We start from the raw sequence: 23,952 nt of genomic DNA, 5'->3' as shown, positions 1-23,952 counted from the left end.
GGCGTTCAAGGCGCAGACGCACTGCGCCGCAGCGAGGAGGAAGCAAGTGGTCGACGCACACCAGACGTTCGTCATCGTCGGCGGTGGCCTGGCCGGGGCAAAGGCAGCCGAGACCCTCCGGTCGGAGGGGTTCAGCGGCCGGGTGATCCTCATCTGTGACGAGCGCGACCACCCGTACGAACGGCCGCCGCTGTCCAAGGACTTCCTGATCGGCAAGGCCGAGCGGGACAGCGTCTTCGTGCACGAACCCGCGTGGTACGCGCAGAGCGACATCGAACTGCACCTCGGCCAGCCCGCCGTCGCCCTGGACCCGGTCGCCCGTACGGTACGGCTCGGGGACGGCACCCTCATCGCGTACGACAAGCTGCTCCTGGCCACCGGCGCCGAGCCGCGCCGCCTGGACATCCCCGGCACCGACCTGGCCGGCGTCCACCACCTGCGCCGCCTCGCGCACGCCGAGCGGCTGCGCGGCGTACTGGCCTCCCTCGGCCGGGACAACGGCCACCTCGTCATCGCGGGCGCCGGCTGGATCGGCCTGGAGGTCGCCGCGGCCGCCCGCTCCTACGGCGCCGAGGTCACCCTCGTCGAGCCCGCGCCGACCCCGCTGCACGGCGTGCTCGGCCCCGAGATCGGCGGGCTCTTCACCGAGCTGCACCGCGAGCACGGCGTCCGCTTCCACTTCGGCGCCACCCTCACCGAGATCACCGGGCAGGGCGGCGTCGTCCTGGCCGCGCAGACCGACGACGGCGAGGAGCACCCGGCGCACGACGTGCTCGCCGCCATCGGCGCCGCGCCCCGCACCGCCCTCGCCGAGCAGGCCGGGCTCGCCCTCGTGGACCGCGCGGAGGGCGGCGGCATCGTCGTCGACGCCTCGCTGCGCACCTCCGACCCGCACATCTTCGCGGCCGGTGACGTGGCCGCGGCGGCCCACCCGGTCCTGGACACCCGGCTGCGCGTGGAGCACTGGGCCAACGCGCTCAACGGCGGCCCGGCCGCGGCCCGCGCCATGCTCGGCCAGGAGGTCTCCTACGACCGCATCCCGTACTTCTTCTCCGACCAGTACGACGTCGGCCTGGAGTACTCCGGCTACGCCCCGCCCGGCTCGTACGAGCAGGTCGTGCTCCGCGGTGACGTCGGCAAGCGCGAGTTCATCGCCTTCTGGCTGGACGGCGGCGGCCGGCCGCTCGCCGCGATGAACGTCAACGTGTGGGACGTCACCGAACCGCTCCAGGCCATGATCCGCGCCGGCCGTGGCCTGGACGCCGAGGCGCTGGCCGATCCAGCGGTGCCGCTGGAGTCGTTCCTGTCGTAGCGTGCGGGCATGGAGATCCGTACGACGCCCGCGCCGGTGGCGGACATCTTCGACCTCCGCTGGTCGGTGCTGCGCCCCGGGCTGCCCGCCGAGGCCGCCGTGTACCCGGAGGACGCCGATCCCGGCGTCTTCCACATGGCGGCCTACGCCGGTGACACCGTGGCGGCCTGCGCGACCTTCTTCCCCGACCCCGTGCCGGGCGAGGAGGAGGTCCCCGCGTACCGCTTCCGGGGGATGGCCAGCGCCCCGGAGGTGCGCGGCCGGGGCTTCGGTGCCGCCGTGCTGCGCGCCGGCATCGAGGAAGCGGCGCGCAGAGGTGCCGAGCGCGTGTGGTGCAACGGGCGGGTCTCCGCGCGCGGCTTCTACGAGCGGATGGGCTTCACCACGGACGGTGAGACCTTCGACATCGTGCCGAGTGGCGCACATCACCGCTTCGTCCTGAAGATCGCCGCGGCCGGCTGAGGACAGGCGGGCAGGACGGGACCGGCGGGGGAGCGGACCCGGGAGTTGTCGGTGGTCCCCCGTAGAATTCTCGCGTGGCAGGCAGGATCAACGACGACGACGTGCGGGCGGTGCGGGACGCGGTCCCGATCGACGCCGTCGTGTCCGAGTACCTCCAGCTCCGCAACGCCGGCGGCGGCAATCTGAAGGGCCTGTGCCCCTTCCACGACGAGAAGTCCCCCTCCTTCCACGTCAGCCCCGCCAAGGGGCTGTACCACTGCTTCGGCTGCCAGGAGGGCGGCGACACCGTCGACTTCATCATGAAGGTCGACCACCTCTCCTTCGCCGAGACCATCGAGCGCCTGGCCTCCCAGGCCGGCATCACCCTGCGGTACGAGGAGGGCGGTTACGCCCCCGGCCGGCAGCAGGGCGAGCGGACCCGGCTGGTCGAGGCCCACAAGATCGCCGCGCAGTTCTACATCGACCAGCTGGACAGCCCCGAGGCCGAGATCGGCCGGAAGTTCCTCGCCGAGCGCGGCTTCGACCAGGCCGCGGCCCACCACTTCGGCGTCGGCTACAGCCCGGCCGGCTGGGACCACCTCACCCGCTTCCTGCGCGGCCGCGGCTTCACCGACAAGGAGCTGATCCTCTCCGGCCTCTCCCAGGACGGCCGCCGCGGCCCCATCGACCGCTTCCGCGGCCGCCTGATGTGGCCCATCCGCGACATCGCCGGCGAGGTCGTCGGCTTCGGCGCGCGCAAGCTCCGGGACGACGACAACGGCCCGAAGTACCTCAACACCCCCGAGACGCCGATCTACCGCAAGTCCCATGTGCTGTACGGCATCGACCTCGCCAAGAAGGAGATCGCCAAGGGGAACCGCGCGGTCGTGGTCGAGGGCTACACCGACGTCATGGCCTGCCACCTCGCCGGCGTCCGCAGCGCCATCGCCACCTGCGGTACGGCCTTCGGCGGCGAGCACATCAAGATCCTGCGCCGCCTGCTGATGGACAACGGCTCGGCGGGCGTGATCTTCACCTTCGACGGCGACGCCGCGGGCCAGAAGGCGGCCCTCCGCGCCTTCGAGGACGACCAGAAGTTCGCGGCCGAGACCTACATCGCCATCGCGCCCGACGGCATGGACCCCTGCGAGCTGCGCATCGCCAAGGGCGACGAAGCGGTCGTCGACCTCGTGGAGCCCCGCACCCCGCTCTTCGCCTTCGCCCTCCGCACCATCGTCTCCCAGTACCACCTCGACTACGAGGAAGGCCAGGTCGCCGCGTTGAACGCGGCCGTCCCCGTGGTCGCCAAGATCAAGGACCGGACCCTGCGCAGCCGGTACGCCACCCGGCTCGGCGGCATGGTCGGCCTCACCTCCCCCGCCGAGGAAGAGGCGGTGCGCCGCCGTGTGCACGCCCTGGCGGCCAGCTACGAGCGCGGCGGCGCGCGGCAGCAGCCGTCCCGCGCGCCGTCCGGTCGCGAAGCCAGGACCGGAGACGGGCAGCCGGAGCGGCCCGCCGTCCCCCGCGGCCCGCGCCTGGACCTGCGTACCCCCGCCCGCCGTGTCGAGCGCGAACTGCTGAAGCTCGCCCTCCAGCGCCCCGACCTGGTGGCCCCGACCTTCGACGCCTACGGTGCCGACGAGTTCACCGCGCCGCCGTACGCCGCCGTGCGCGAGGCCATCGCCACGGCCGGCGGCACGGCAGCGGCCGACGCCGGCTATCTGGCGCGGGTCCGCGAGGCCGCGCCCGACGACACCGTCGACGCCATGATCAGGGAGCTGGCCATGGAGCAGCTCCTGACCCGGCGTGATCCGGACGAGCTGTACGCCGGTACCCAGCTGGCCGCCGTGCGGCTGGCCGCCGTGGACCGGCGCATCGGCGAGATCCAGGGCGCCATGCGCCGCTGCGAGTCCGGCGGCGACATGACGGCCTACACCGCCCTCCAGCAAGAGCTCTGGGTCCTGGAGCAGTACGCCCGCTCCCTCCGCGAGCGCGGCGCCGCGGCACTCTGACGCCCGCGGGCGCCGCCCCCGCGGTCCGCCGGACCGTCCTTCGTAACCCCGGGTCACCCGCTGAATGCAAAAAGTCGTCGCACGCCCCTCGTGGCGGGAGTGTGTCGTACTCCACACTGAGAAACGGTGCCTGAGTCCTCGGAGCGCGGCGGATCCGGATGTAACGACCCGGAGCCCGACGCCAACCCGCTCGCGTTGTACGGGACGGACGGCGGCTCGGCCGCAGCCGTACCCGACCGTTGTGCCGCCTCAGCAGCGATCACCCTGGAGGTCGCCCCCGTGCAGACCCGGAGCCTCGCCGACGCGCCGGCCGCAGCGGCCGTCACCGTGCCCCAGCAGGCCGAGCCGCCCGCTCCCGAGATGCTGGCCGACGAGCCGGATCCGGCACCGGAGCCGCCGTCCGAGCCGCAGTCCAGGCCCGAATCGGGCGGCCCCTCCTCCGACCTCTTCCGCCAGTACCTCCGGGAGATCGGGCGCATCCCGCTGCTCACCGCGGCGGAGGAGGTCGAGCTGGCCCGCCGGGTGGAGGCCGGCCTGTTCGCCGAGGCGAAGCTCGGCAACACCCCCGACCTCGACTCCCAGCTCGCCGTCGACCTCGACAAGCTGGTGGTGCTGGGCCGGATGGCCAAACGCCGCCTGATCGAGGCCAACCTCCGCCTGGTCGTCTCGGTCGCCAAGCGCTACGTCGGCCGCGGCCTGACCATGCTCGACCTGGTGCAGGAGGGGAACCTCGGACTGATCCGCGCGGTCGAGAAGTTCGACTACGCGCGCGGCTACAAGTTCTCCACGTACGCGACGTGGTGGATCCGGCAGGCGATGTCCCGCGCCCTCGCCGACCAGGCCCGCACCATCCGGGTCCCGGTCCATGTCGTCGAGCTGATCAACCGGGTCGTGCGGGTCCAGCGCCGGATGCTCCAGGAGCGCGGTTACGAGCCGACGCCGCAGGAGGTCGCCGCCCACCTCGACCTGCCCGAGGAGCGGGTGAGCGAGGTGCTGCGGCTGGCCCAGGAGCCGGTCTCGCTGCACGCCCCGGTCGGCGAGGAGGACGACGTCGCGCTCGGCGACCTCATCGAGGACGGCGACGCCGCGTCCCCCGTCGAGTCCGCCGCCTTCCTGCTGCTGCGCGAGCACCTCGAAGCGGTGCTCTCCACCCTCGGCGAGCGCGAACGCAAGGTCGTCCAGCTCCGCTACGGCCTCGTCGACGGCCGGCCGCGCACCCTGGAGGAGATCGGCCGGATCTTCGGCGTCACCCGCGAACGCATCCGCCAGATAGAGTCCAAGACCCTGAACAAGCTGCGCGACCACGCCTTCGCCGACCAGCTCCGCGGCTACCTTGACTGACGCGGCCGGCCGCCGCGGGCCGGCCGCGAAGGCTCAGCCCGCCGTCGCCTCCTGGAATGCGCCCGGGTACGTCTCGTCCCGCACCGTCGTGTACTGCTGCCGCACCGCCTGGCCCACGGCCAGCTCCTCGCCCGGCTCGAACACCTGGCAGGCCGCGGCAGGCCAGGCCGGCGGCTCCTGCGCCGTGTGCGTACCGTGTGCGAGGCCCAGCGCCCACGCCGCCTGCCGGGCCGCGCCCACCGCCGCGTAGTCCGCCGGCTGCGGCACCACGACCTGCGCGCCCAGCAGCGCGGGCGCCGCTGCCTGTACGGCGCCCAGCTCGGCCGCGGCACCCAGCAGGAACACCCGGCGTACCTGCATGCCCCTGCCGCGCAGCACGTCCAGCGCGTCCGCGAGCCCGCACAGCATGCCCTCCACGGCGGCCCGCGCCATGTGCTCGGGCTTCATGCTCTCCCGCCGCAGCCCGTGCAGCGAGCCCGCGGTGTGCGGCAGGTGCGGGGTGCGCTCGCCCTCCAGGTACGGCAGCAGCACCATCCCGTACGCGCCGGGCGTCGACTTCAGGGCCAGGTCCGAGAGGCCCTCCAGATCCGTGCTCAGCGCGTCCGCCATGCCGCGCAGCACCCGTACGGCGTTGCTGACGTGCACGACCGGCAGGTGCATCCCCGTCGCGTCCGCGAAGGACGTGATCGTCCCCGTCGAGTCCGCCAGCGCCTCGTGGTGGATGCCGAAGACCGATCCGGAGGCGCCCAGCGAGACCACCGCGTCACCGATGCCGACGCCGAGGCCGAAGGCCGCCGCCATCGTCTCGCCCGTACCGGCGGAGATCAGCAGCCCCTCGGGCGTCACTCCGGCCGCGTCGGCCGGGCCGAGCACCTCCGGGAGCCGCACCTGGTGCCCGAGCGCCAGCTCGACCAGGTCCGGGCGGTACGCGCCGTTCGCCGCCGACCAGAAGCCGGTGCCCGAAGCGCCGCCCCGGTCCGTCGTACGCCGCGCCGGCCGCCCCAGCAGCTGCCAGACCAGCCAGTCGTGCGGCTGCATGATCTCGGCGACGCGCGCCGCGTGCTCGGGTTCGGCACGCGCCAGCCAGCGCAGCTTCGCCACCGGCTGCGCGGCGTGCGGTACGGACCCCACGCCCTGCGCCCACGCCGAGCGACCCCCGAGCGCGTCGATCAGGTCGGCCGCCGCGCTCTGTGCCCGCTTGTCGTTGCCCATCAGGGCGGGACGCACGAGCGCCCCCTCACCGTCCAGCGGCAGCAGACCGTGCTGCTGCGCCGAGACGCCGATGGCCTGCACCCCTTCCAGGAGCCCGCCGGCGGCCGCCTCGCCGAGTGACATCAGCCACGTCTGCGGATCGACGTCCGGCCCTTTCCCGTCAGGATGCGGGGCGTACCCCTGCCTGACGACGGCACCACTCTCGGTGTCACAGACGACGATGCGTGTGCTCTCGGACGAGCTGTCCAACCCGGCGACTATCCCCATGCGCCTGATGATGCCGCATGGGACGGACGGTACGGAAAGCGGTCTCCCCGGGCCGCGCTGCGGCGGCCCGGGGAGACCGGCGGGTCCGGCCGGGCGCTCCCGGCGGGCAGGCTCAGGTGTTGCTGGTGCCCCAGTCGTCGTCCGTGCCCGAGCGCTGCTCGCGGAGCGAACGCACGCGGTCCGTCACGGAGTTCGGCATCTTGTCGCCGACTTTGGCCGATACCGCGTCGTACGCCTTGGTCGCGGCCTGCCGGCCGGTCTGCGCTGCGGACTCCGCGGTGTTGCGGACTGCGGGGTTCTGCGCGACCCGCTGGGCACTCTTGCGCAGCTGTTCGTACCGCTCCCGCCCGGCCCGCGTGCCGAGCACGTATCCGATGGCCAGTCCCGCGATGAACGTGAGCCGGTAGCGCATCGCTCCACCCTTCTGTCTGGTCGTTCCCGCTCTCCGGTACCCGCCGTCGAAGCGGTCAGTCGCCGGGCTGCACTCCGTCTACCCGCGGCCCGGCTGATCACCCGTGGCCATACCGATTGGCGAAGCACCCCCCTGCTTGCGCTAATGTATGTGTCGCAGCGAGCGCACGCCGTCCGGAAGCCCGGACCGGAGTGCATTCGAGGCACACAGAGCATTCCCCTGTAGCTCAATTGGCAGAGCAGCCGGCTGTTAACCGGCAGGTTACTGGTTCGAGTCCAGTCGGGGGAGCGCAGTCCCCTGTAGCTCAATTGGCAGAGCATTCGGCTGTTAACCGGAGGGTTACTGGTTCGAGTCCAGTCGGGGGAGCAGGAAGAAGGAGGACCCCGCGAGGGGTCCTTTTTCGTGTCGGCGCCCGACGGCGGCGGACCGCCCAGAAATCGAACACCCCGGCCACTCCAAAGAGTGATCCTCTGGGTGGAACCGAACGGTGGGTGATCGCAGTCTTCACGACCGCACGCGGCAGTCCGCTCCGCGTTCGGCAGCCACCCGCGCGGGCAGCAGATCGTATGAGCGGCTATGCTGCGGCAGACGGCGCGCACAAATGTGCGCGGCGCGCCGTGTCGGGGGCGGTAGCTCAGCCGGTTAGAGCAGCGGACTCATAATCCGTCGGCCGTGGGTTCGAGTCCCACCCGCCCCACCACAGCAAAATCGATGCGACCTGCGAGGACGGTCAGGTCGCCGGCTGCGGCCCGATCCGGGCACCCGTGGCGTCACCGTAGGCACGGATCCGCGGACGTCTTGAGCGCGGGTCGCGCGGTATCTGTTCGACTGATCACCACGCGACCGGCAGGCGATAGGTGCCGAAGATCAGGGTGTCCAGCCGGAAGGGCACCTCCTCGACCGGCACCGCCAGCCGGAGGCCCGGCAGCCTGCGGAGCAGGGCCGGCAGGGCCACCGTGAGTTCCGCGCGGGCCAGGAGCTGGCCGAGGCACTGGTGGCTCCCGTAGCCGAAGGCGAGATGATCGCGTGCGTCGCGGGCGGTGTCCAGGGTGTCGGGCAGCGGAGTGCAGGCCGCGTCCCGGTTGCCTGCGGGCAGGCTCATGAACAGTCCCTCCCCGGCGCGTACGTGCCGGCCGCCGAGGGTGAGGTCCGCGACGGCCACCCGGGCGACCGAGTTCTCCACGACCGACAGGTAGCGCAACAGCTCCTCCACCGCGGCCGCGATCACATCAGGGTCCTCGGTGTCCCGTATACGGCTCAGCTGGTCGGGGTGGCGGAGGAGGGCCAGCGTGCCCAGGGCGATCATGTTGCCGGTGGTCTCATGGCCGCCGAACAGCAGCAGCAAGGCCGTACGGATCACGTCCTCGCGGGTCAGCTCCCCGGTGCGCACCCGCTCCGTGACCAGGCGGCCGATGAGGCCGTCCCCCGGCTCGCGCTCCAGGCGGACCACCAGATCCCGCAGGTAGTCGTGGAGGGCGGCCGAGGCGGCCTGCGACTCCTCGGCCGTGGCCGTCACGGTGATGGTCCGGCGGCTGTTCTCCTGGAAGAACTCATGATCCTCGTAAGGCACGCCGAGCAGCAGGCAGATCACCAGCGACGGCAGGGGCAGCGCGAACTCCGCCACGAGGTCGGCCGGTTGCGGTCCGCGAGCCATGCGGTCGAGCAGTTCGTCCGTCAGCCGCTGGATCCGTGGGGTCAGTTCCCGGACCCGCTTGGCCGTGAAGTCCTTGACGACCATGCGGCGGAGCCGGGCGTGCTCGGGATCGTCCATCCGCAGGAAACTCTTGGCCAGCAGGCTCCCCGGACCGCCGGCGGTCAGCCAGGGGAAGCCGGGGCGGGTGGCGTCCGCGCTGATCCGCGGATCGCTCAGCGCGGCCTTGATGTCCTCGTACCGGGTCACCACCCAGGCGGTGGCACCGTTCCACAGGCGTACGCGCTGCAGCCCCTGTGCCGCGCGCCAGTCGGCGTAGGCGGCGGGCGGGTCGAAGGGGCAGGCGCCGCTGCGCGCGGCGGGGTAGGCGGGAAGGTCAGTGAGGGTGCTCATGAGAACGCTCCGGAAAAGCGAGGGCGACAGCTTCCCTGGGGCCGGACGCGCAGCCGGCGACGGCGGCCGCGCCTGGCCACCACTCCCACGGTGCCCACCGCCGGGAGACACGGGAAGGGGCCCGGAGCAGTCACGAGAGCACGTCATGCCCCTTCCGGCACCAGCGGCGACAGGTGTCCCCACCGCTGCCGCCCGGCCTTCAGCGACCACGACGGTCCGGCCCCGCGGGGGCCGGACCGTCGTCTGCGGTCACCCTGCAGGGGGCCGGGCCGTCGTCTGCGGTCGCCCCGCGGGAAGCCGGACCGTCGTCTGCGGTCAGACCTTGGCCGACTCCGCCGATTCAGCCGATTCCGCCGACTCCGGCGCCTGTTCCGCGTCGTCGGAAGACTCCCCGGAACGCCGGCCGGCCAGCTGCCGCTGCAGCTTCTCGCCCTCGATGTCGAAGTCGGGCAGGGCACGGTCGACGGCGCGCGGCAGCCACCAGGCGCCCCGGCCGAGCAGCGACATCACGGCCGGTACGAGGGTCATGCGGACGACGAACGCGTCGATGAGCACGCCGACGGCGAGGGCGAAGCCGATCGACTTGATGATCGGGTCCTCCATGAACACGAAGCCGCCGAACACCGCGGACATGATCAGCGCCGCCGCGGTCACGACGCGCGCGTTGTGGCCCACGCCGCTGACGGTGGCCTGCTGGGCCGTGGCGCCGTGCACGAAGTCCTCCCGCATGCGCGAGACGAGGAAGACCTCGTAGTCCATGGCGAGGCCGAAGAGGATGCCGATGAGCAGGACCGGCAGGAAGCTCACCAGCGGCCCGGGCGTGTCGATGCCGAACGCGTCGGCCAGGTGGCCCTGCTGGAAGATGGCCACGGTGATGCCGAACGTGGCCCCGACGGTGATCAGGAAGCCCAGCGCCGCCTTGAGCGGCACCAGGAAGGACCGGAACACCAGCATGAGCAGCAGGATCGACAGGCCGACGACGAGCAGCAGGTAGACCGGCAGCGCGTCGGCGAGCTTCTCGGAGATGTCGATGCCCAGGGCGGTGGCGCCGGACAGGGCCACGGTGGCGCCCTTGACGTCGGCGACGCGTTCGCGGATGTCGTGGACGGTGTCCTCGGTGGCCGCGTCGGTGGGACCGGTCTTCGGGATGATGGTCAGCAGGGCGGTGGTACCGCGCTCGTTCAGCTGCGGCGGGGCGACGGTGAGGACGCCGTCGGTGCTCTTGATCAGCTGCATGGTCCGCTTCGCCGCTGCGCCGGTCGCCGCGGCGTCGTCGCCGTTGACCACGGCGATCAGCCGGCCGTTGAAGCCCGGCCCGAAGCCCTCGGTGGTCAGGTCGTACGCCTCCCGGGTCGACGAGCCCTCGGCGGCGGTACCGGCACCTGGCAGGGCCAGGCGCATGTCCTGCGCCGGCAGGGCCAGCGCGCCCAGCCCGACGATGCCGACCAGCAGGAGCGGGATGCGCAGCCGGGTGGTGAACCGGCCCCAGCGGAAGCCGAAGCCCTCACGCGCGGGCGCGGTGGCCCCGCCGGTGCGCTGCTTGCGCGGCAGCAGCCGGCGGCCCGCGAAGCCGAGCGCCGCGGGCAGCAGCGTCAGCGCCACCAGGACGGCGATCGCGACCGTGCCCGCCGCGGCCAGGCCCATGACGGTGAGGAAGGGGATACGGACGACGGAGAGCCCGGCCAGCGCGATGACGACGGTGGCGCCGGCGAAGACGATGGCCGATCCGGCGGTGCCGGTCGCGCGGCCCGCGGCCTCCTCGGCCTCGTGGCCCTCGGCGAGGTACTGGCGGTAGCGGGAGGTGAGGAACAGCGAGTAGTCGATGCCGACGGCCAGGCCGAGCATCAGCGCCAGGATGGGTGCCGTACTGGTCAGCTCCACGACGCCGCTGAGTGCGTACAGGCCCGCCATGCCCGCCCCGACGCCGATCAGCGCGTTCAGCAGGGTCATACCGGCCGCGACCAGGGAGCCGAAGGTGATGACCAGCACCACCGCCGCGACCAGGACGCCGAGCACCTCGGTCGAGCCGACCTCCACCTTGGCGTTCAGTACGTCACCGCCGTGCTCGACCCGCAGGTCCTTCGCGGACTCCCCGACGTGTTCGTACGCCGTGCGCTGGGCGTCGGTGACCTTGTCGGCGGTGGTGTCGAACTGGACCTGGACCAGGGCGTACCGGCCGTCGGGGGAGACGGAGCGGGCCTTGAAGGGGTCGACGGCGCCGATGACGCCGGGTACGTCGGCGGCTTCCCGCACCACCGGCGCGACCGCCGCCGGGGCGAGCTTCTCGCCCTTCGGCGCGGCGATGACGATGGTGCCGGTGACGCCGCTGGCCTGCGGGAACTGCTCGCGGAGCGAGTCCAGTGCGCGCTGCGACTCGGTGCCGGGCATCGTGAACTTGTCGGTGGTCGGCCCCATCAACGAGGCGGCCGCCCCGCCGAGTACCGCGAGCAGGATCAGCCACACGGCGACTATTCGTCCCCGTCGGCGGAAGGAGAACCGGCCGAGCCGGTAGAGCAGAGAAGCCATAGCAGGAGGTGTCTCTCGTCGTGGATCAGCAGTGGCGTCGTGGGTCAGCAGTGACGTCGTGGGTCGGCAGTGGCATCGTGGATCAGCAGCGACGTCGTGGATCATCAGTGGATCAGCGAGGGGCGTGCCCGAGCGTCCGCAGGGCGCCCCGGATCAGATGCGTACGCAACTCCTCGTCCGGTACGTCCACATCGCTGGCGCCGGTGATGAAGACGGCGCCCAGGACCATGTACGCCGCGACGACGTCCGAGTGCTCCGCCGAGCGGCCCGCCAGGGCGTCCAGCAGCCGGTCGACGGTCCCCGGGCAGATGCCCAGCGCCGGGTGGCTGGTCATCGCGGGGATGTCCTCGAACAGGACCTTCAGCTCGCGCCGGAAGCGCAGGGCGAGGTCGATGTAACCGGTCACGGCGGCACGGGCGGCTTCCTCGCCCGTCAGGCCGGCCAGTTGCTCGTCGAGCGCGGTGAGGCCTTCGCCGGCCGGGGTGAGCAGCTCGGTCAGTATCGCGTCCTTGCTGGTGAAGTGGTACAGCAGGGACGCCTTCGAACAGCCCACGAGGGTGGCGATGTCGTGCAGCGATGTGCCCTTGAAGCCGCGGGTGGCGAACAGGTGCAACGCCGATTCGAGGATGTGCCCGCGGAGCGCGGAAGCAGGACGTGGCATGCGCAACACCGTAACTGACCGATCGGTCAGAGCTGACCGATCGGTCAGCGAGTCGGCGCGTGAGGTGCGTCACCTTTGCTCGCTTTGTGGGGTGACGTAACTTTCCGCCGGGCCGCGCCGTTGACGGGGCGTCCGATGATCTTGTGCTGGAGGAAAGCCATGCGCGCTCGGCTCAGTTACGCCACCGTCGCCGTCTCGATCGCCGCGGCGGCGCTCGCCGGAAACGTGGCCACACCGGGCGACGCGGAGGCCGCCGGTCACGGGGCGGCCGACGTACAGCGCGACCCGTGCGAGCTGCAGGACGTCCACGTCCTCGACATCCCGGTCAAGGCCGTCAACGGCGTCTGCCGCATCAAACGCCATGCGGCCGAGGACCTGACGGGGGTTGTCGCCTGACGGGGCGTCGGGTGACGGGCTCATCGGTTGACGGAGGCCATCGGTTGATGGGCGTCGTCGGTTGATGGGCGTCGTCGGTTGACGGGGGTCGTCGGTTGACGCCACCTGCGTCGTGCGGGCCCTGGAAGGTCCCGTCGGCCCTGGAAGATCCCACCGGTCTTGGAAGGACCCGCCGGCCGGGGAAGGTCCCGCCGGTCTTGGGAGGGTGCGCTGCTCCGGAGTCATCGGCCGGTCGGCCGTCGGAGTGGGCGGTCGGTCGTTGAAGCCGACCGCCGGGTCGTCGAAGCCGACCGCCGGGGCGTCGAAGCCGAGCGCCGGTGTGTCGAAGCCGACTCTCAGCTGTCGAAGCCGAGCGCCGGGGTGTCGAAGCCGGCTCTCAGCTGTCGAAGTCGACCGTCAGGGTGTCGGAGGCCGGGAAGGTCTGGCAGGTGAGGACGTAACCGGCCTCGACTTCGTTGGTCTCCAGGGCGAAGTTGCGGCGCATGTCGGCCTCCCCCTCGCGGATCAGTGCGCGGCAGGTGCCGCAGACGCCGCCCTTGCAGGCGAACGGGACGTCCGGGCGGGCCTGCTGGGCGCCGTCCAGTATGGCGCGGTCGCGGGGGAGCGGAGAGGTGGTCGTACGGCCGTCGAGGGTGATGGTGACCTCGCTGACCGGCCCGTCGGCCGTGCCCTCTTCGTGCCGGGTCTCCCGGACCGGCTCGTCGTCGGCGTAGAACAGCTCCTGGTGGACGCGGCCCTCGGGCACCCCGAGGCCGGACAGTACCTGCTGCGCGTCGCGGACCATCCCGTGCGGGCCGCACAGCCACCAGTGGTCGGCGTCGGCCACGTCGACCAGTGCACCGATGAGGGCGGAGAGGCGGTCCGCGTCCAGGCGTCCGGAGAGCAACTCGGCCTCGCGGGGCTCGCGGGAGAGCACGTGGCCGAGCTGGAAGCGAGCGGGGAAACGGTCCTTCAGGTCGGCGAGCTCATCGGCGAACATCACCGTGGCGGTACGGCGGTTGCCGTAGAAGAGCGTGACGCGCGAGGTGTCGTCGGCGGCCAGCACGGACGCGGCGATGGACAGCATCGGGGTGATGCCGGAGCCGGCCGCGATCAGCACATGATGGCCGGGGACGGTGAGATCCGGCGTGAAGAAGCCGGTGGGCGCCATCACCTCGACCGTGTCCCCGGGGCGTACGTCGTTGACCAGCCAGGACGAGAACAGCCCGCCGGGCACGACCCGGACACCGATACGCGGGGCGGCACCGGCCGGTGCGCAGATGCTGTACGAGCGGCGCTCGTCGCGGCCCTCGATCTCCCGCCGGAGGGTGAGCGACTGGCCGGGCGCGAACGCGAACTCCCCGGCCAGCTCCTCCGGTACGTCGAAGCTGACGGCGGCGGAGTCCTCGGTCAGCGGCTCGACGGCGGCGACGCGGAGGGAGTGGAACGCCGGACGCCGGCGGGCCGGGGCCGCCGCCTGGGCGGGCGAGGCAGGCGCGGTGGGGGCGGTCATCAGATCTCCTTGACGTGCTCGTACGGTTCCCGGCAGCTGCGGCAGCGGCGCAGCGCCCGGCAGGAGGTGGCGCCGAAGCGGGAGAGCTCCTCGGTGTCGGCGGAGCCGCAGTGCGGGCAGGGCACGGCCCGGCGGGTCGGCGAGAGGTCCAGCAGTACCGGGCCTCCGGAGTGGCGCGGTGCGGGGCCCGGCGGGGCGATGCCGTGCTCGGCGAGCTTGCGGCGGCCCTCGTCGGAGATCCAGTCCGTCGTCCACGGCGGGTCCAGCACCGTCTCGATGCGGACGTCGGCGTACCCGGCGGCGCGCAGCCGGGCCGCGAGCGTGGCCCGCATCTCGGCCATGGCCGGGCAGCCGGAGTAGGTCGGGGTCAGGGTGGCGGTGACCGAGCCGTCCCCGGCCACCTCGACGCCGCGCAGCACGCCCAGCTCGGCGAGGGTGAGCATGGGCAGCTCGGGGTCCACCACCTCGGAGGCGATCCGCTCGGCACGGGACGCCACCGCTTCCGGAGCTACGCGCAACGCCCCCTTGTGCGCCGCCACTCGGCCGGCCGTGGCTCCCTGCGGCGTTGCCCGGTCGGCGGCGGTGGCGTGCGGTGCTGTGGGTTGAGCCGCTGTGTCCTGCGCCGTTGCCCGGTCGGCGGCGGTGGCGTGCGCCGTGGGGTGAGCAGCTATGCCCTGCGGCGTCGCTTGGTCGGCGGCGGTGGCGTGCGGTGCCGTACGGCGGGTCGTGGTGTCCGGCACCGTCGCCCGCTCGGCGGCGGTGGCCTGCGGCGCCGTGGGGCGGGCAGCGGTGTCCTGCGCCGCCGTCCGGTCGGCCGCCGTGCCGTGCTGTGCCGTGCGGTGCGCGGCAGCGCTGTGCGATGTCGTGCCCATCGTCACCACGCGGCTTCCGGATGGGCGCGGGCGACCTCCTGCAACTCCGCGAGCAGCGGCTCCAGATGCTCCGTACGGTCCCCGGCACGGCCGGAACCCGGTACGGCGGTGACCTGCTCGGGGGCCGTCAGCCCGGCGGCAGCGGCCACCTGCCCGAGCACCGCGCGGGTCGCCTCGGCCACGTCCGCCGCGGGCGCGCCGAAGGCCTCGGCCGTCCGGTCGGCGTACAGTTCGTCCAGCCAGGGGGCCAGCTCCGTCCAGGCCGCCTGCATGCGCCGGTGCGATTCCTCGGTGCCGTCGCCGAGCCGGACGACCCACTCCGCCGCGTACTGCCGGTGGTACGTCAGCTCCTTGACGCCCTTGGCGGCCACCGCCGCCAGCACCGGGTCCGCGCAGCCGGCCAGCCGCTCGAAGAGGGCCAGCCGCCATGCGGACTGCACCAGCAGCCGCCCGACGCAGCACGCGAAGTCGCCGCGGGGCAGCTCGGCCAGGCGGATGTTGCGGAAGTCGGCGGCGTCGCGGAAGTAGGCGTACGCGTCCTCGTCCCGGCCCGTGCCGTCGGCCTGCCCGGCGCGGGCGTACAGCAGCCGGGCCTGGCCGAGCAGGTCGAGGCCGATGTTGGCGAGCGCCATCTCCTCCTCCAGCTCGGGGGCGCGGGTGCACCACTCGGCCAGCCGCTGCGCGCTGATCAGCGCGTCGTCCCCGAGGGCCACGCAGACCGCGGCCAGCACCGCGGGGTCCACGCCCTCGGGCAGTGCCGTCGGCACGCCGTGCAGCGGGTCGGCGAAGCCCGTGCCGAAGGCCCAGCGGGCGTCGCCCTCGTCGCCGTCGGCCAGTGAGAGGTACACGTGGTCGTCGGCCGCGTCGTGAGCTTCACTGATGTCGGCTGCCATGTCTTTGCTGCTCCTGGTCGGGCCGGTCAGAAGGAACGGACTGAAGGGAACGGACTGAAGGGAACGGACTGATCGAACTGATCGGATTGGTGACGCTGTCGGCCGAGCGGGCTGTCGGCCGAGCGGGCTGTCGGCCGAGCGGGCTGTCAGCCGGGCGGCTGTCGGTCGGGACGACTGCCGGCCGGGTGGGTTGCCGGCCGGACGGGTCGCCGGGCGGGCTTCGGCTGGTGTGCGGGTGGCCGGGCGGGCTAGATGTGCGGGACGTCCGCCGGGATGTCGTAGAACGTCGGGTGGCGGTAGACCTTGTCGCCGCTGGGCTCGAAGAACGGATCCTTCTCGTCCGGCGTGGACGCCGCGATGTCGTCGCTGCGCACCGCCCAGATGGAGACACCCTCGTTCCGGCGGGTGTAGAGGTCCCGGGCGTGGGTGAGCGCCATCCGGTCGTCGGCGGCGCGCAACGACCCGACATGCACATGATTCAGCCCGCGCTTGCTCCGTACGAAGATCTCGTACAGCGGCCACCGGCCCTGGGTGCCGCCCCGCGCCTCCTGTGTCTCTTGCGTCCCGCTCATGCGGCGTGCTCCTTCTCGTCCTGGCGGGCCCGCTCGGCCGGCTGTCCCCGGCGGGCCTGCTTGGCGGCGTGCGCCGCCGCTGCTTCGCGCACCCAGGCGCCTTCCTCGTGGGCCGCGCGGCGCCGGGCCATCCGCTCGGCGTTGCACGGCCCGTCGCCCTTGATGACCCGCATCAGCTCGGCGAAGTCCGGCGTGCCGAAGTCGTGGTGCCCCCGCTCCTCGTTCCACTTCAGCTCGGGGTCGGGGAGGGTGACGCCGAGCAGCTCGGCCTGCGGCACGGTCATGTCGACGAACTTCTGCCGCAGCTCGTCGTTGGAGTGCCGCTTGATGCGCCAGGCCATCGACTGCGCGGAGTTCGGGGAGTCGTCGTCCGGCGGGCCGAACATCATCAGGGACGGCCACCACCAGCGGTCCACCGCGTCCTGCACCATGTCGCGCTGTGCCTGCGTGCCCCGCATCATCGTCCGCAGCAGCTCGTAACCCTGCCGCTGGTGGAACGACTCCTCCTTGCAGACCCGCACCATCGCCCGCGCGTACGGGCCGTACGAACTGCGGCACAGCGGCACCTGGTTGCAGATCGCGGCGCCGTCCACGAACCAGCCGATCACGCCGACGTCGGCGAAGGTCGGGGTGGGGTAGTTGAAGATCGAGGAGTACTTCTGCCGCCCTTCCAGCAGCCGCTGGGTGAGGTCGTCGCGGTCCGCGCCGAGGGTCTCTGCCGCTGAGTACAGGTACAGGCCGTGGCCCGCCTCGTCCTGGACCTTCGCGAAGAGGATCGCCTTGCGGCGCAGCGAGGGGGCGCGGGTGATCCACGCGCCTTCCGGCTGCATGCCGATGATCTCGGAGTGGGCGTGCTGGGCGATCTGCCGGATCAGCGTCTTGCGGTACCCCTCCGGCATCCAGTCCCGGGGCTCGACGCGCTGATCGCGGGCGATGGTGCGGTCGAAGTGCGCCTGGAGGTCCTGCTCCGGGGGCGGCGCCGCGGTGTCGCCCGGCGACGAGGAGGCAGAGCTTGGCATGTCCATCCTTCCCAACCGACCGTTCGTTCGGTTACTCAGTTTGGTGTATTCGGCCGTGTATGGCAAGAGGCGTCTTGCGATTCGTGGCAACGGACGCGGGGCCCGGATTCCGGGCCCCGGTCCCGCGCCCGGCGGAGCACCGTCAGCGCTCGGCGGAGCACCGTCAGTGCCCCCCGGCCGCCGGCAGCCTTCCGTCGGCAGTCCTCCGCCGGCTCCCTCCGCTCAGCGCCCTTCGAAGGCGGGGCACTCGCGGGCGAGGAAGGAGCGGACGGCCGCCTGATGGTCGTGCGTCGCGCCGAGGGCCGTCTGCGCCGCCGCCTCCCGCTCCAGCACGCCCCGCGTGTCCGTACCCCGCGTGTCCGCGCCCGCGCATCCCGCAGCAGCCGCTTGACCTCGGCGTACGCCAGGGTCGGGCCCTCCGCGAGGCGTCGGGCCAGCGCCAGCCCTTCGGCCGCGGCCGCACCGTCGGGAACCACGCGGTGGGCCAGCCCCCAGTCCAGCGCCTCGTCGCTGCCGAACCGGTCACCCAGCAGGAACAGCCCGGCGGCCCGGGACGGCCCCACCGCCTCGGCCAGCGACGCGCTCAGGCCCGTGTCGGCGGCCAGCCCGATACCGGTGAAGGCGGGGGCGAACCGGGCTCCGGCGGCCACCACCCGTATGTCGGCACAGAGCGCGAGCCCCAGGCCCGCGCCCACGCACGCCCCCTCGACGGCCACCACGACCGGCGGGGCGAGCGCACGCAGCGCCAGTACGACCGGGTTGTACTCCTCGGTGACCGTGGCGAACGCCGCCACCGGCCCCTCCTCCAGCGCCCGCGCGTGCTCCTTGAGGTCCTGGCCCACGCAGAACGCCTTGCCGCGGGCGGTGAGCAGCACGGCCCGTACCGCGTCGCGCTCGTCCGCCGCCCGGCGCACCGCGGCGAGCAGGTCCTGCTTCATGACGGTGTCCAGAGCGTTCCCCGCGTCCGGACGGTCCAGTTCGATCACCGCCACGCCGTCCCGAAGCCGGTACGCCACGCCGTGCCCCGCCAGGCCGTGCCCCGCCACCGCACCGGGTGTCGGCCGAGTACTGGTCGTCGCCTCCGTACCGGGCGTCGCCGATGTACCGACCAGATCATCCGTACCGACCGACTTACCCGTACCGACCGGCTCCTCCGTACCGATCGCCTTCCCCGTACCGAACCCCTCCGACCGGCCGGGCGTCGTTGCCGGGCTCACTCGCTCACTCCCATGTGTAGAACCCCTGCCCCGTCTTGCGGCCCAGTTCGCCGCGGGCCACCTTCTCGCGCAGCAGGGCGGGCGGCGCGAACCGTTCGCCCAGCGTGGCCTGCAAGTACTCCGCGATGGCGAGGCGTACGTCCAGGCCGACCAGGTCGGTCAGCCTCAGGGGGCCCATGGGGTGCTTGTAGCCCAGGCTCATCGCGGCGTCGATCGCGGCGGGCTCGGCCACGCCCTCCTCGACCATCCGGACGGCCTCCAGGCCGAGCGCCAGGCCCAGCCGGCTGCTGGCGAAGCCGGGGGAGTCCTTGACCACGACATCGGTCTTGCCGAGCGCACGCGTCCAGGCGAGCGCCGACTCCAGGGTGGCGTCCGCGGTGTCCGGGGCGACGACCAGCTCGATCAGCGCGGAGGCGGGCACGGGGTTGAAGAAGTGCATACCGAGGAAGCGGGCCGGCCGGCTGAGCGCGGTGCTCAGCTCCGTGACCGACAGCGAGCTGGTGTTGGTGGCCAGGACGGTGTCGTCGGACACCGCACGCTCCGCCGCGGCCAGCACCTTCGCCTTCAGGGCCGCGTCCTCCGGCACCGCCTCGACGACCAGCGCCGCATCGGCGGGCAGCTCCTCGGGGGAGGCGACCGTGGTCACCCGCGCCAGGACCGCCTCCACCGGCTCGGCGAGCCTGCCGCGCTCGGCGGCGCGAGCCAGCCCGGTGGCCACCCGGTCCAGCGCGGCGGCCGCGGCTTCCGCACCGCTCTCGACGACGGTGACCCGCGAGCCGGCCGCGGCGAACGACTGCGCGACGCCGGCGCCCATCCGGCCGCCGCCGATCACGCCCACCGTCTCCGGGGCCGCGTTCACCCCGGCCTCCTTCGCTGCCGCGCTCACGACCGCTCTCCCTTCTCCGCCGGGCCCTTCTCCGCCGGGCCCTTCTCCACCGGGCCCTTCTCCACCGGGCCCTTCTCCACCGGGCCCCTCTTCTCCAGGCCCCGCTTCTCCAGAAACCGCGTCATCCGGTCCTTCTTGTCCTGCCCTTCGAAGAGCACCGCCTGCGCGAGGTCGTCGGCGACCGGATGCGCACCGGGTGCGTCCATCACGAGCTTGGTCAGCCGCAGCGCGGTCGCCGAGGAGCGCGCCATCCGGTCCAGTACGGCATGCGCCCGCGCCAGCAGCTCGTCGGCGGGGACGACCTCCATGACGAGCCCCGCGGCGAGCGCCGCCGGCGCGTCCAGGTTCCGCCCGGCGAGCAGCACCTGCTTGGCGACCGACTCGCCGACCAGCTCCGGCAGCCGCCAGGAGGCACCGGCCGCGGCGAGGATGCCCAGCCCCGGCTCGGGGTTGCCGAACACCGCGTCCGGCCCGGCTATCCGGATGTCGCAGGCGTAACTCAGCTCGGCGCCGCCGCCCAGTGCCCAGCCGTCCACCGCAGCCACCGTCGGCATCGGCAGCCGCCGTACCCGCTCGAACAGCCGGCTGTTGATGCCTTGCAGCGCCTCGTCCCGGCCGCGGCGCAGCAGTTCGGCGATGTCGGCGCCGCCCGCGAAGACGCCGCCGTGCCCGGTGAGCAGCAGCAGCCTCGGGTCACGCTCCAGCAGGTCGCAGACCGCGTGCAGTTCGGCGATCATCCGCCCGCTGATGGCGTTGCGCGCCTCGGGCCGGTACAGGGTCACCACGACCCGGTCGTGCCGCTCCTCGACGCGCAGCGTCTCGTAGGCACCGGAGGCCGAGCCGGGCCCCGCCGTCACCGTCCCGCTCATACCCGCTCCACCAGCATCGCGACGCCCTGGCCGACGCCGACGCACAGGGTGGCCAGGCCCCGGTGGGCGTTCTCGCGCTCCAGGCGGCCGAGCAGGGTCAGCAGGATGCGGGCGCCGGAGCAGCCGAGGGGGTGGCCGAGGGCGATGGCGCCGCCGTCGGCGTTGACCTTCTCCTCGTCCAGGCCGAGCCGCCGGACGACGGCCAGCGACTGCGCGGCGAACGCCTCGTTGAGCTCGATCGCGTCCAGGTCGGAGAGCTTCCAGTCGGCCCGGCCGAGCGCCTTCTCCGTGGCCGGTACCGGTCCCAGGCCCATGAGGTTCGGCTGGAGGCCCGCCGAGGCGGAGGTGACGACGCGGGCCCGGGGCGTCAGCCCGTACCGCTGGACCGCGTCGGCGCTCGCCACCAGCAGTGCGGCCGCGCCGTCGGACAGCGGTGAGGACGAACCGGCCGTCACGACGCCGTCCTTGCGGAAGATCGTGCGCAGCGTGCCGAGCTTGTCGAGGGTGGTGCCGGGGCGCGGGCCCTCGTCGCGGGTCACCTCGGTGTCCGTGCCGTGCTTGCCGCCCTTGACCGGCACGGGGACGATCTCGCGGTCGAAGTGGCCGGCCTCCTGCGCCGCGACCGCCCGCTGATGGCTGCGGAGCGCGAAGGCGTCCGACTCGGCGCGGGTGATGCCGTCCAGGGCAGCGACCTCCTCGGCGGTCTCGCCCATGGAGAGCGTCGTCTTGGCGGTCTCCGGCCCGGACCCCGCCACCTCGCGGTCGGCCGCCGCGAACCGGGGGTTGGTGAACCGCCAGCCCAGCGACGTGTCGTGCACCTCGCCCGGTTTGGCCCAGGGCGTGCCGGGCTTGGCCATGACCCAGGGGGCGCGGGTCATCGACTCCACGCCGCCCGCGACGACCAGGTCCGCCTCGCCCGCCCTGATGGCCTGCGCGGCCGAGGCGACGGCGGTCAGTCCGGACGCGCACAGGCGGTTGACGGTGTACCCGGGCACGGTGTGCGGCAGGCCGGCCAGCAGTACGGCCATCCGCGCCACGTCGCGGTTGTCCTCGCCGGCCTGGTTGGCCGCGCCGAGTATGACCTCGTCGACCGCCTCGGCCGGAGCACCGGCGCGGCGCACCGCCTCGCCGACCACGAGAGCGGCCAGATCGTCGGGGCGTACGGAGGCCAGCGCGCCGCCGTACCGGCCCTGCGGCGTACGGACGCCGTCGACCAGGAAGACCTCGTCGGACACGTCAGTTCCCTTCGGTGGCGGTGGTGCCGGCCGGCTCCGGGGCGACGTGGCGCCGGGACTGGAGCACGTCGAACCGGCCCGTGATGAAGGCGGAGTCGGTGAGCGTGGCGGAGGCGGCCGGGTTCGCCGCGCTGCCGTGGAAGTCGCTGAACGCGGCGGTCTGGTTGGGGAAGACCGCGCCGGTGAGGTTCTCCGAGAGGTGGACGCCGGCCTCGAAGGCGGCGGCGCGGGTGGCCTCCAGGACGTCCTCGCCGGTGGCGTGCACGGTGGCGGTGAGCGCCCCGTGCGCCCGGACGGTCTCGGTGAACAGCCGCAGGCTGTGTTCGGTGGAGTCGGTGGCGATCACGAAGGAGACCGGGCCGAACCACTCCCGGGTGTACGTCCCGGCGTCGGCGGCCGCGTCCAGCAGCGCGACGTGCGGCGTGCTCAGCGTGGCGCCGTCGTACTCGGGGTGCGCGACGGTCTCCGAGGGGTGCACGGCCCGGCCCACGCCCGCCGCCTCCGAAAGCCGCACCCGTACACCGTCGTTGACGAGCGCGCCGAGCGTGCCGGCCGCCCGCTGCGGATCGCCGAGCAGCTTGTCCAGCGCGCCCGCCAGGTCCTCGGCGAACTCGGCCGCGGTGCGGGTGCCCTGGTCCGTACGGATGCCGTCGCGCGGCACCAGGAGGTTCTGCGGGGTGGTGCACATCTGGCCGCTGTAGAGGGACAGCGAGAAGGCGAGGTTGCGCAGCAGTCCCTTGTAGTCGTCGGTGGAGTCCAGCACGACGGTGTTCAGGCCGGCCTTCTCCGTGTAGACGACGGCCTGGCGGGCGTGCTCCTCCAGCCAGTTGCCGAACTCCTTGGAGCCGGTGAAGTCGACGACCCGGACGTCCGGGTGGAGCGCCAGCTCGGCGGCGGTGCGCTGGTCGGCGGTCTCGGCGGCGAGCAGCACCACGTCCGGGTCGAAGCCGGCCTCGGCCAGCACCTCACGGGCGATCCGGACGGTGATCGCCAGCGGCAGCACCGCGCCCGCGTGCGGCTTGACGATCACGGGATTGCCCGTGACCAGGCCGGCGAACAGGCCCGGGTAGCCGTTCCACGTCGGGAAGGTGTTGCACGCGATCAGCAGGTTCACCCCGCGGCCCACGGGCGTGAAGGTCTTCTCCATGACCAGGGGCTCGCCCTTGCGCTGCGGCTTGGTCCAGCGGGTCACGGCCGGGAGCTTCTTCTGCTCGGCCCAGGCGTACGCCACCGCTTCCAGGCCGCGGTCCTGTGCGTGCGGCCCGCCCGCCTGGAACGCCATCACGAAGGGCTGGCCCGTCGTGTGGTGCACCGCGTGCGCGATCTCGAAGCTCGCGGCGTTCAGCCGGGACAGGATCTCGGCGGCGACGCCCGCGCGGGCGTCCGGGCCGGCCGCGCGCCAGGCCGGGGCCGCCGCCTTCGCCGCGGCCACCGCCTCCTCGGGCGTCACGCGCGGGTAGTCGACGTCCAGCGGCAGGCCGTACGGAGAGCGCTCGGCGACGGCGACCGTGCCGCTCTGCGGATGGCCGGGGAGCTTGAAGACGCTGCCCAGGTGGGCGCGGAACGCGGCCTCGCCCGCGGGCGCCGCCTCCTCGCCGTACACCTTCGGGCTCGGCGACTCCGGATACGCGGACCAGTGGTCCCGGTCGCCGGCCGCGGCGACGGCCTGCTCCAGCAGGTCCTGGTGGCGGATGAAGAACTCGGCTCGGTCAGTGGCGCGACGGGAGGATCGGTCGTCGGCTCGGTCAATGACGCTCTCGGACAAGGAAGTCCACCTCTTGACAGGCACTTCAGATGCTGATTGTTTAACCGCGTCGTTACGCTAACCGAATGTTCGGTCGGGCAGCAAGGGTGGTTGATGGCCTGTGGAAAACTCCGGTCCGGCCCAGCGGATGTTCGCCGCGGACCAGGCGTCCCGGCGGCTCGGCATCGAACTGCTGGAGGCCGATGACGGGGCGGCACTGCTCCGCATGACCGTCGGCGAAACGATGGTCAACGGGCACGGCATCGCCCACGGCGGCTACCTCTTCCTGCTCGCCGACACCGCCTTCGCCTGCGCCTGCAACAGCCACGGCCCGGTGACCGTGGCCGCCGGCGCCGACGTGACCTTCGTGGCGCCGGCGAAGCAGGGGGACGTCCTGCTGGCCCGGGCCGAGGAGCGCGCGCGGTACGGACGGAGTGGCATATACGACGTGACCGTCCGGCGGGGTGAGGAAGTCGTCGCGGAGTTCCGGGGGCGAAGCCGCGTGATCCGAGGTGTGGAGGAATGAGCA

At 72.9% G+C, this 23,952-nt stretch carries 21 protein-coding genes and 3 tRNA genes; 9 read left to right on the top strand and 15 right to left on the bottom strand.

Going from position 1 to position 23,952, the window contains the following annotated elements; translation table 11 throughout:
- Window positions 1-46: 46 nt before the first annotated feature.
- The 4 genes from AAC944_RS12700 to AAC944_RS12685 all read left to right on the top strand — a co-directional run bounded on the left by AAC944_RS12700 (window position 47) and on the right by AAC944_RS12685 (window position 5,106).
- A complete protein-coding gene (locus AAC944_RS12700) occupies window positions 47-1,312 on the top strand; it encodes an NAD(P)/FAD-dependent oxidoreductase (protein WP_030618371.1) in 1,266 nt (421 codons plus the stop codon).
- Window positions 1,313-1,321: 9 nt separating this feature from the next.
- Window positions 1,322-1,774 (top strand): GNAT family N-acetyltransferase, encoded by a 453-nt coding sequence (locus tag AAC944_RS12695; protein ID WP_030618370.1) that lies wholly within the window; start codon window positions 1,322-1,324, stop codon window positions 1,772-1,774.
- Window positions 1,775-1,848: 74 nt separating this feature from the next.
- The gene (gene dnaG / locus AAC944_RS12690) at window positions 1,849-3,765 is read left to right on the top strand and encodes a DNA primase (protein WP_030618369.1); all 1,917 of its coding nucleotides are present in this window, start codon (window positions 1,849-1,851) and stop codon (window positions 3,763-3,765) included.
- A gap of 126 nt (window positions 3,766-3,891) precedes the next feature.
- Complete coding sequence (locus tag AAC944_RS12685) at window positions 3,892-5,106, top strand: RNA polymerase sigma factor (RefSeq protein ID WP_030618368.1); 1,215 nt, start codon at window positions 3,892-3,894, stop codon at window positions 5,104-5,106.
- A gap of 33 nt (window positions 5,107-5,139) precedes the next feature.
- On the opposite strand, the gene AAC944_RS12680 is transcribed toward AAC944_RS12685, so the two are convergent.
- Both AAC944_RS12680 and AAC944_RS12675 read right to left on the bottom strand, forming a co-directional pair.
- The gene (locus AAC944_RS12680) at window positions 5,140-6,585 is read right to left on the bottom strand and encodes an FGGY family carbohydrate kinase (RefSeq protein WP_030618367.1); all 1,446 of its coding nucleotides are present in this window, start codon (window positions 6,583-6,585) and stop codon (window positions 5,140-5,142) included.
- A 112-nt stretch (window positions 6,586-6,697) separates the two neighbouring features.
- Window positions 6,698-6,997 carry a hypothetical protein gene (locus tag AAC944_RS12675; RefSeq protein WP_030618364.1) on the bottom strand — a complete coding sequence of 100 codons (300 nt, stop codon included), beginning with the start codon at window positions 6,995-6,997 and terminating at the stop codon, window positions 6,698-6,700.
- Window positions 6,998-7,212: 215 nt separating this feature from the next.
- Between AAC944_RS12675 and AAC944_RS12670 the strand changes: the two genes are divergently transcribed.
- The 3 genes from AAC944_RS12670 to AAC944_RS12660 all read left to right on the top strand — a co-directional run bounded on the left by AAC944_RS12670 (window position 7,213) and on the right by AAC944_RS12660 (window position 7,697).
- Window positions 7,213-7,285, top strand: a tRNA-Asn gene (locus tag AAC944_RS12670).
- A gap of 5 nt (window positions 7,286-7,290) precedes the next feature.
- Window positions 7,291-7,363, top strand: a tRNA-Asn gene (locus tag AAC944_RS12665).
- 257 nt (window positions 7,364-7,620) lie between these two features.
- Window positions 7,621-7,697: transfer RNA gene (locus AAC944_RS12660), tRNA-Ile, on the top strand.
- Between the two features lie 132 nt (window positions 7,698-7,829).
- Here the strand turns inward: AAC944_RS12660 and AAC944_RS12655 are convergent.
- From AAC944_RS12655 to AAC944_RS12645, 3 genes are all read right to left on the bottom strand, one after another.
- Window positions 7,830-9,041, bottom strand: a complete 1,212-nt coding sequence (locus AAC944_RS12655; protein ID WP_030618361.1) for a cytochrome P450 — start codon at window positions 9,039-9,041, stop codon at window positions 7,830-7,832.
- Between the two features lie 315 nt (window positions 9,042-9,356).
- The gene (locus AAC944_RS12650) at window positions 9,357-11,567 is read right to left on the bottom strand and encodes an MMPL family transporter (protein ID WP_051871975.1); all 2,211 of its coding nucleotides are present in this window, start codon (window positions 11,565-11,567) and stop codon (window positions 9,357-9,359) included.
- Between the two features lie 112 nt (window positions 11,568-11,679).
- Window positions 11,680-12,228, bottom strand: coding sequence for a TetR/AcrR family transcriptional regulator (locus tag AAC944_RS12645; RefSeq protein ID WP_030618355.1), 549 nt, complete (start codon window positions 12,226-12,228; stop codon window positions 11,680-11,682).
- 159 nt (window positions 12,229-12,387) lie between these two features.
- On the opposite strand from AAC944_RS12645, the gene AAC944_RS12640 reads away from it, so the two are divergent.
- The gene (locus AAC944_RS12640; RefSeq protein WP_030618353.1) at window positions 12,388-12,624 is read left to right on the top strand and encodes a hypothetical protein; all 237 of its coding nucleotides are present in this window, start codon (window positions 12,388-12,390) and stop codon (window positions 12,622-12,624) included.
- A 376-nt stretch (window positions 12,625-13,000) separates the two neighbouring features.
- Here the strand turns inward: AAC944_RS12640 and paaE are convergent, their stop codons facing one another.
- The 10 genes from paaE to paaN all read right to left on the bottom strand — a co-directional run bounded on the left by paaE (window position 13,001) and on the right by paaN (window position 23,444).
- Complete coding sequence (gene paaE, locus AAC944_RS12635; protein WP_030618352.1) at window positions 13,001-14,116, bottom strand: 1,2-phenylacetyl-CoA epoxidase subunit PaaE; 1,116 nt, start codon at window positions 14,114-14,116, stop codon at window positions 13,001-13,003.
- Window positions 14,116-14,634 carry a 1,2-phenylacetyl-CoA epoxidase subunit PaaD gene (gene paaD / locus AAC944_RS12630; RefSeq protein ID WP_030618350.1) on the bottom strand — a complete coding sequence of 173 codons (519 nt, stop codon included), beginning with the start codon at window positions 14,632-14,634 and terminating at the stop codon, window positions 14,116-14,118. The genes paaE and paaD overlap by 1 nt, the downstream gene beginning before the upstream one ends.
- Window positions 14,635-14,990: 356 nt before the next feature.
- A complete protein-coding gene (gene paaC, locus AAC944_RS12625; protein ID WP_030618348.1) occupies window positions 14,991-15,881 on the bottom strand; it encodes a 1,2-phenylacetyl-CoA epoxidase subunit PaaC in 891 nt (296 codons plus the stop codon).
- A 248-nt stretch (window positions 15,882-16,129) separates the two neighbouring features.
- Window positions 16,130-16,453 carry a 1,2-phenylacetyl-CoA epoxidase subunit PaaB gene (gene paaB / locus AAC944_RS12620; RefSeq protein WP_030618345.1) on the bottom strand — a complete coding sequence of 108 codons (324 nt, stop codon included), beginning with the start codon at window positions 16,451-16,453 and terminating at the stop codon, window positions 16,130-16,132.
- Window positions 16,450-17,472: a 1,2-phenylacetyl-CoA epoxidase subunit PaaA gene (gene paaA / locus AAC944_RS12615; RefSeq protein ID WP_051871974.1), complete on the bottom strand. Its 1,023-nt coding sequence runs from the start codon at window positions 17,470-17,472 to the stop codon at window positions 16,450-16,452. The genes paaB and paaA overlap by 4 nt, the downstream gene beginning before the upstream one ends.
- A 35-nt stretch (window positions 17,473-17,507) precedes the next feature.
- Complete coding sequence (locus tag AAC944_RS12610) at window positions 17,508-18,689, bottom strand: enoyl-CoA hydratase/isomerase family protein (protein ID WP_368397164.1); 1,182 nt, start codon at window positions 18,687-18,689, stop codon at window positions 17,508-17,510.
- A gap of 4 nt (window positions 18,690-18,693) precedes the next feature.
- Complete coding sequence (locus tag AAC944_RS12605; RefSeq protein WP_438272822.1) at window positions 18,694-19,503, bottom strand: 3-hydroxyacyl-CoA dehydrogenase family protein; 810 nt, start codon at window positions 19,501-19,503, stop codon at window positions 18,694-18,696.
- Window positions 19,504-19,571: 68 nt separating this feature from the next.
- Window positions 19,572-20,444, bottom strand: coding sequence for an enoyl-CoA hydratase/isomerase family protein (locus AAC944_RS12600; protein WP_078888710.1), 873 nt, complete (start codon window positions 20,442-20,444; stop codon window positions 19,572-19,574).
- Window positions 20,441-21,679 carry a thiolase family protein gene (locus tag AAC944_RS12595; RefSeq protein WP_030618330.1) on the bottom strand — a complete coding sequence of 413 codons (1,239 nt, stop codon included), beginning with the start codon at window positions 21,677-21,679 and terminating at the stop codon, window positions 20,441-20,443. The genes AAC944_RS12600 and AAC944_RS12595 overlap by 4 nt, the downstream gene beginning before the upstream one ends.
- Window position 21,680: 1 nt before the next feature.
- A complete protein-coding gene (paaN, locus tag AAC944_RS12590) occupies window positions 21,681-23,444 on the bottom strand; it encodes a phenylacetic acid degradation protein PaaN (RefSeq protein WP_438272797.1) in 1,764 nt (587 codons plus the stop codon).
- Between the two features lie 127 nt (window positions 23,445-23,571).
- Here paaN and paaI point away from each other — a divergent pair, with 127 nt between their 5' ends.
- Entirely contained in the window at window positions 23,572-23,949 is a 378-nt protein-coding gene (paaI, locus tag AAC944_RS12585) for a hydroxyphenylacetyl-CoA thioesterase PaaI (RefSeq protein ID WP_030618324.1), read from the top strand.
- The last annotated feature ends 3 nt before the right edge of the window (window positions 23,950-23,952 follow it).

The sequence above is a fragment of the Streptomyces sclerotialus genome (assembly GCF_040907265.1).
GTDB lineage: Bacteria > Actinomycetota > Actinomycetes > Streptomycetales > Streptomycetaceae > Streptomyces > Streptomyces sclerotialus.
The sequence above is the reverse complement of the archived record's forward strand: the minus strand, read 5'-3'. Positions and strand labels throughout refer to the sequence as shown.

Coding starts and splice junctions, on each gene's coding strand:
- AAC944_RS12680 (WP_030618367.1), bottom strand. CDS start 6,585: ATGGGGATAGTCGCCGGGTTGGACAGCTCGTCCGAGAGCACACGCATC.
- AAC944_RS12645 (WP_030618355.1), bottom strand. CDS start 12,228: ATGCCACGTCCTGCTTCCGCGCTCCGCGGGCACATCCTCGAATCGGCG.
- AAC944_RS12675 (WP_030618364.1), bottom strand. CDS start 6,997: ATGCGCTACCGGCTCACGTTCATCGCGGGACTGGCCATCGGATACGTG.
- paaE (WP_030618352.1), bottom strand. CDS start 14,116: ATGACCGCCCCCACCGCGCCTGCCTCGCCCGCCCAGGCGGCGGCCCCG.
- AAC944_RS12640 (WP_030618353.1), top strand. CDS start 12,388: ATGCGCGCTCGGCTCAGTTACGCCACCGTCGCCGTCTCGATCGCCGCG.
- AAC944_RS12600 (WP_078888710.1), bottom strand. CDS start 20,444: ATGAGCGGGACGGTGACGGCGGGGCCCGGCTCGGCCTCCGGTGCCTAC.
- AAC944_RS12695 (WP_030618370.1), top strand. CDS start 1,322: ATGGAGATCCGTACGACGCCCGCGCCGGTGGCGGACATCTTCGACCTC.
- AAC944_RS12655 (WP_030618361.1), bottom strand. CDS start 9,041: ATGAGCACCCTCACTGACCTTCCCGCCTACCCCGCCGCGCGCAGCGGC.
- paaB (WP_030618345.1), bottom strand. CDS start 16,453: ATGAGCGGGACGCAAGAGACACAGGAGGCGCGGGGCGGCACCCAGGGC.
- paaC (WP_030618348.1), bottom strand. CDS start 15,881: ATGGCAGCCGACATCAGTGAAGCTCACGACGCGGCCGACGACCACGTG.
- paaA (WP_051871974.1), bottom strand. CDS start 17,472: ATGCCAAGCTCTGCCTCCTCGTCGCCGGGCGACACCGCGGCGCCGCCC.
- AAC944_RS12605 (WP_438272822.1), bottom strand. CDS start 19,503: ATGGGCGCCGGCGTCGCGCAGTCGTTCGCCGCGGCCGGCTCGCGGGTC.
- AAC944_RS12650 (WP_051871975.1), bottom strand. CDS start 11,567: ATGGCTTCTCTGCTCTACCGGCTCGGCCGGTTCTCCTTCCGCCGACGG.
- paaI (WP_030618324.1), top strand. CDS start 23,572: ATGTTCGCCGCGGACCAGGCGTCCCGGCGGCTCGGCATCGAACTGCTG.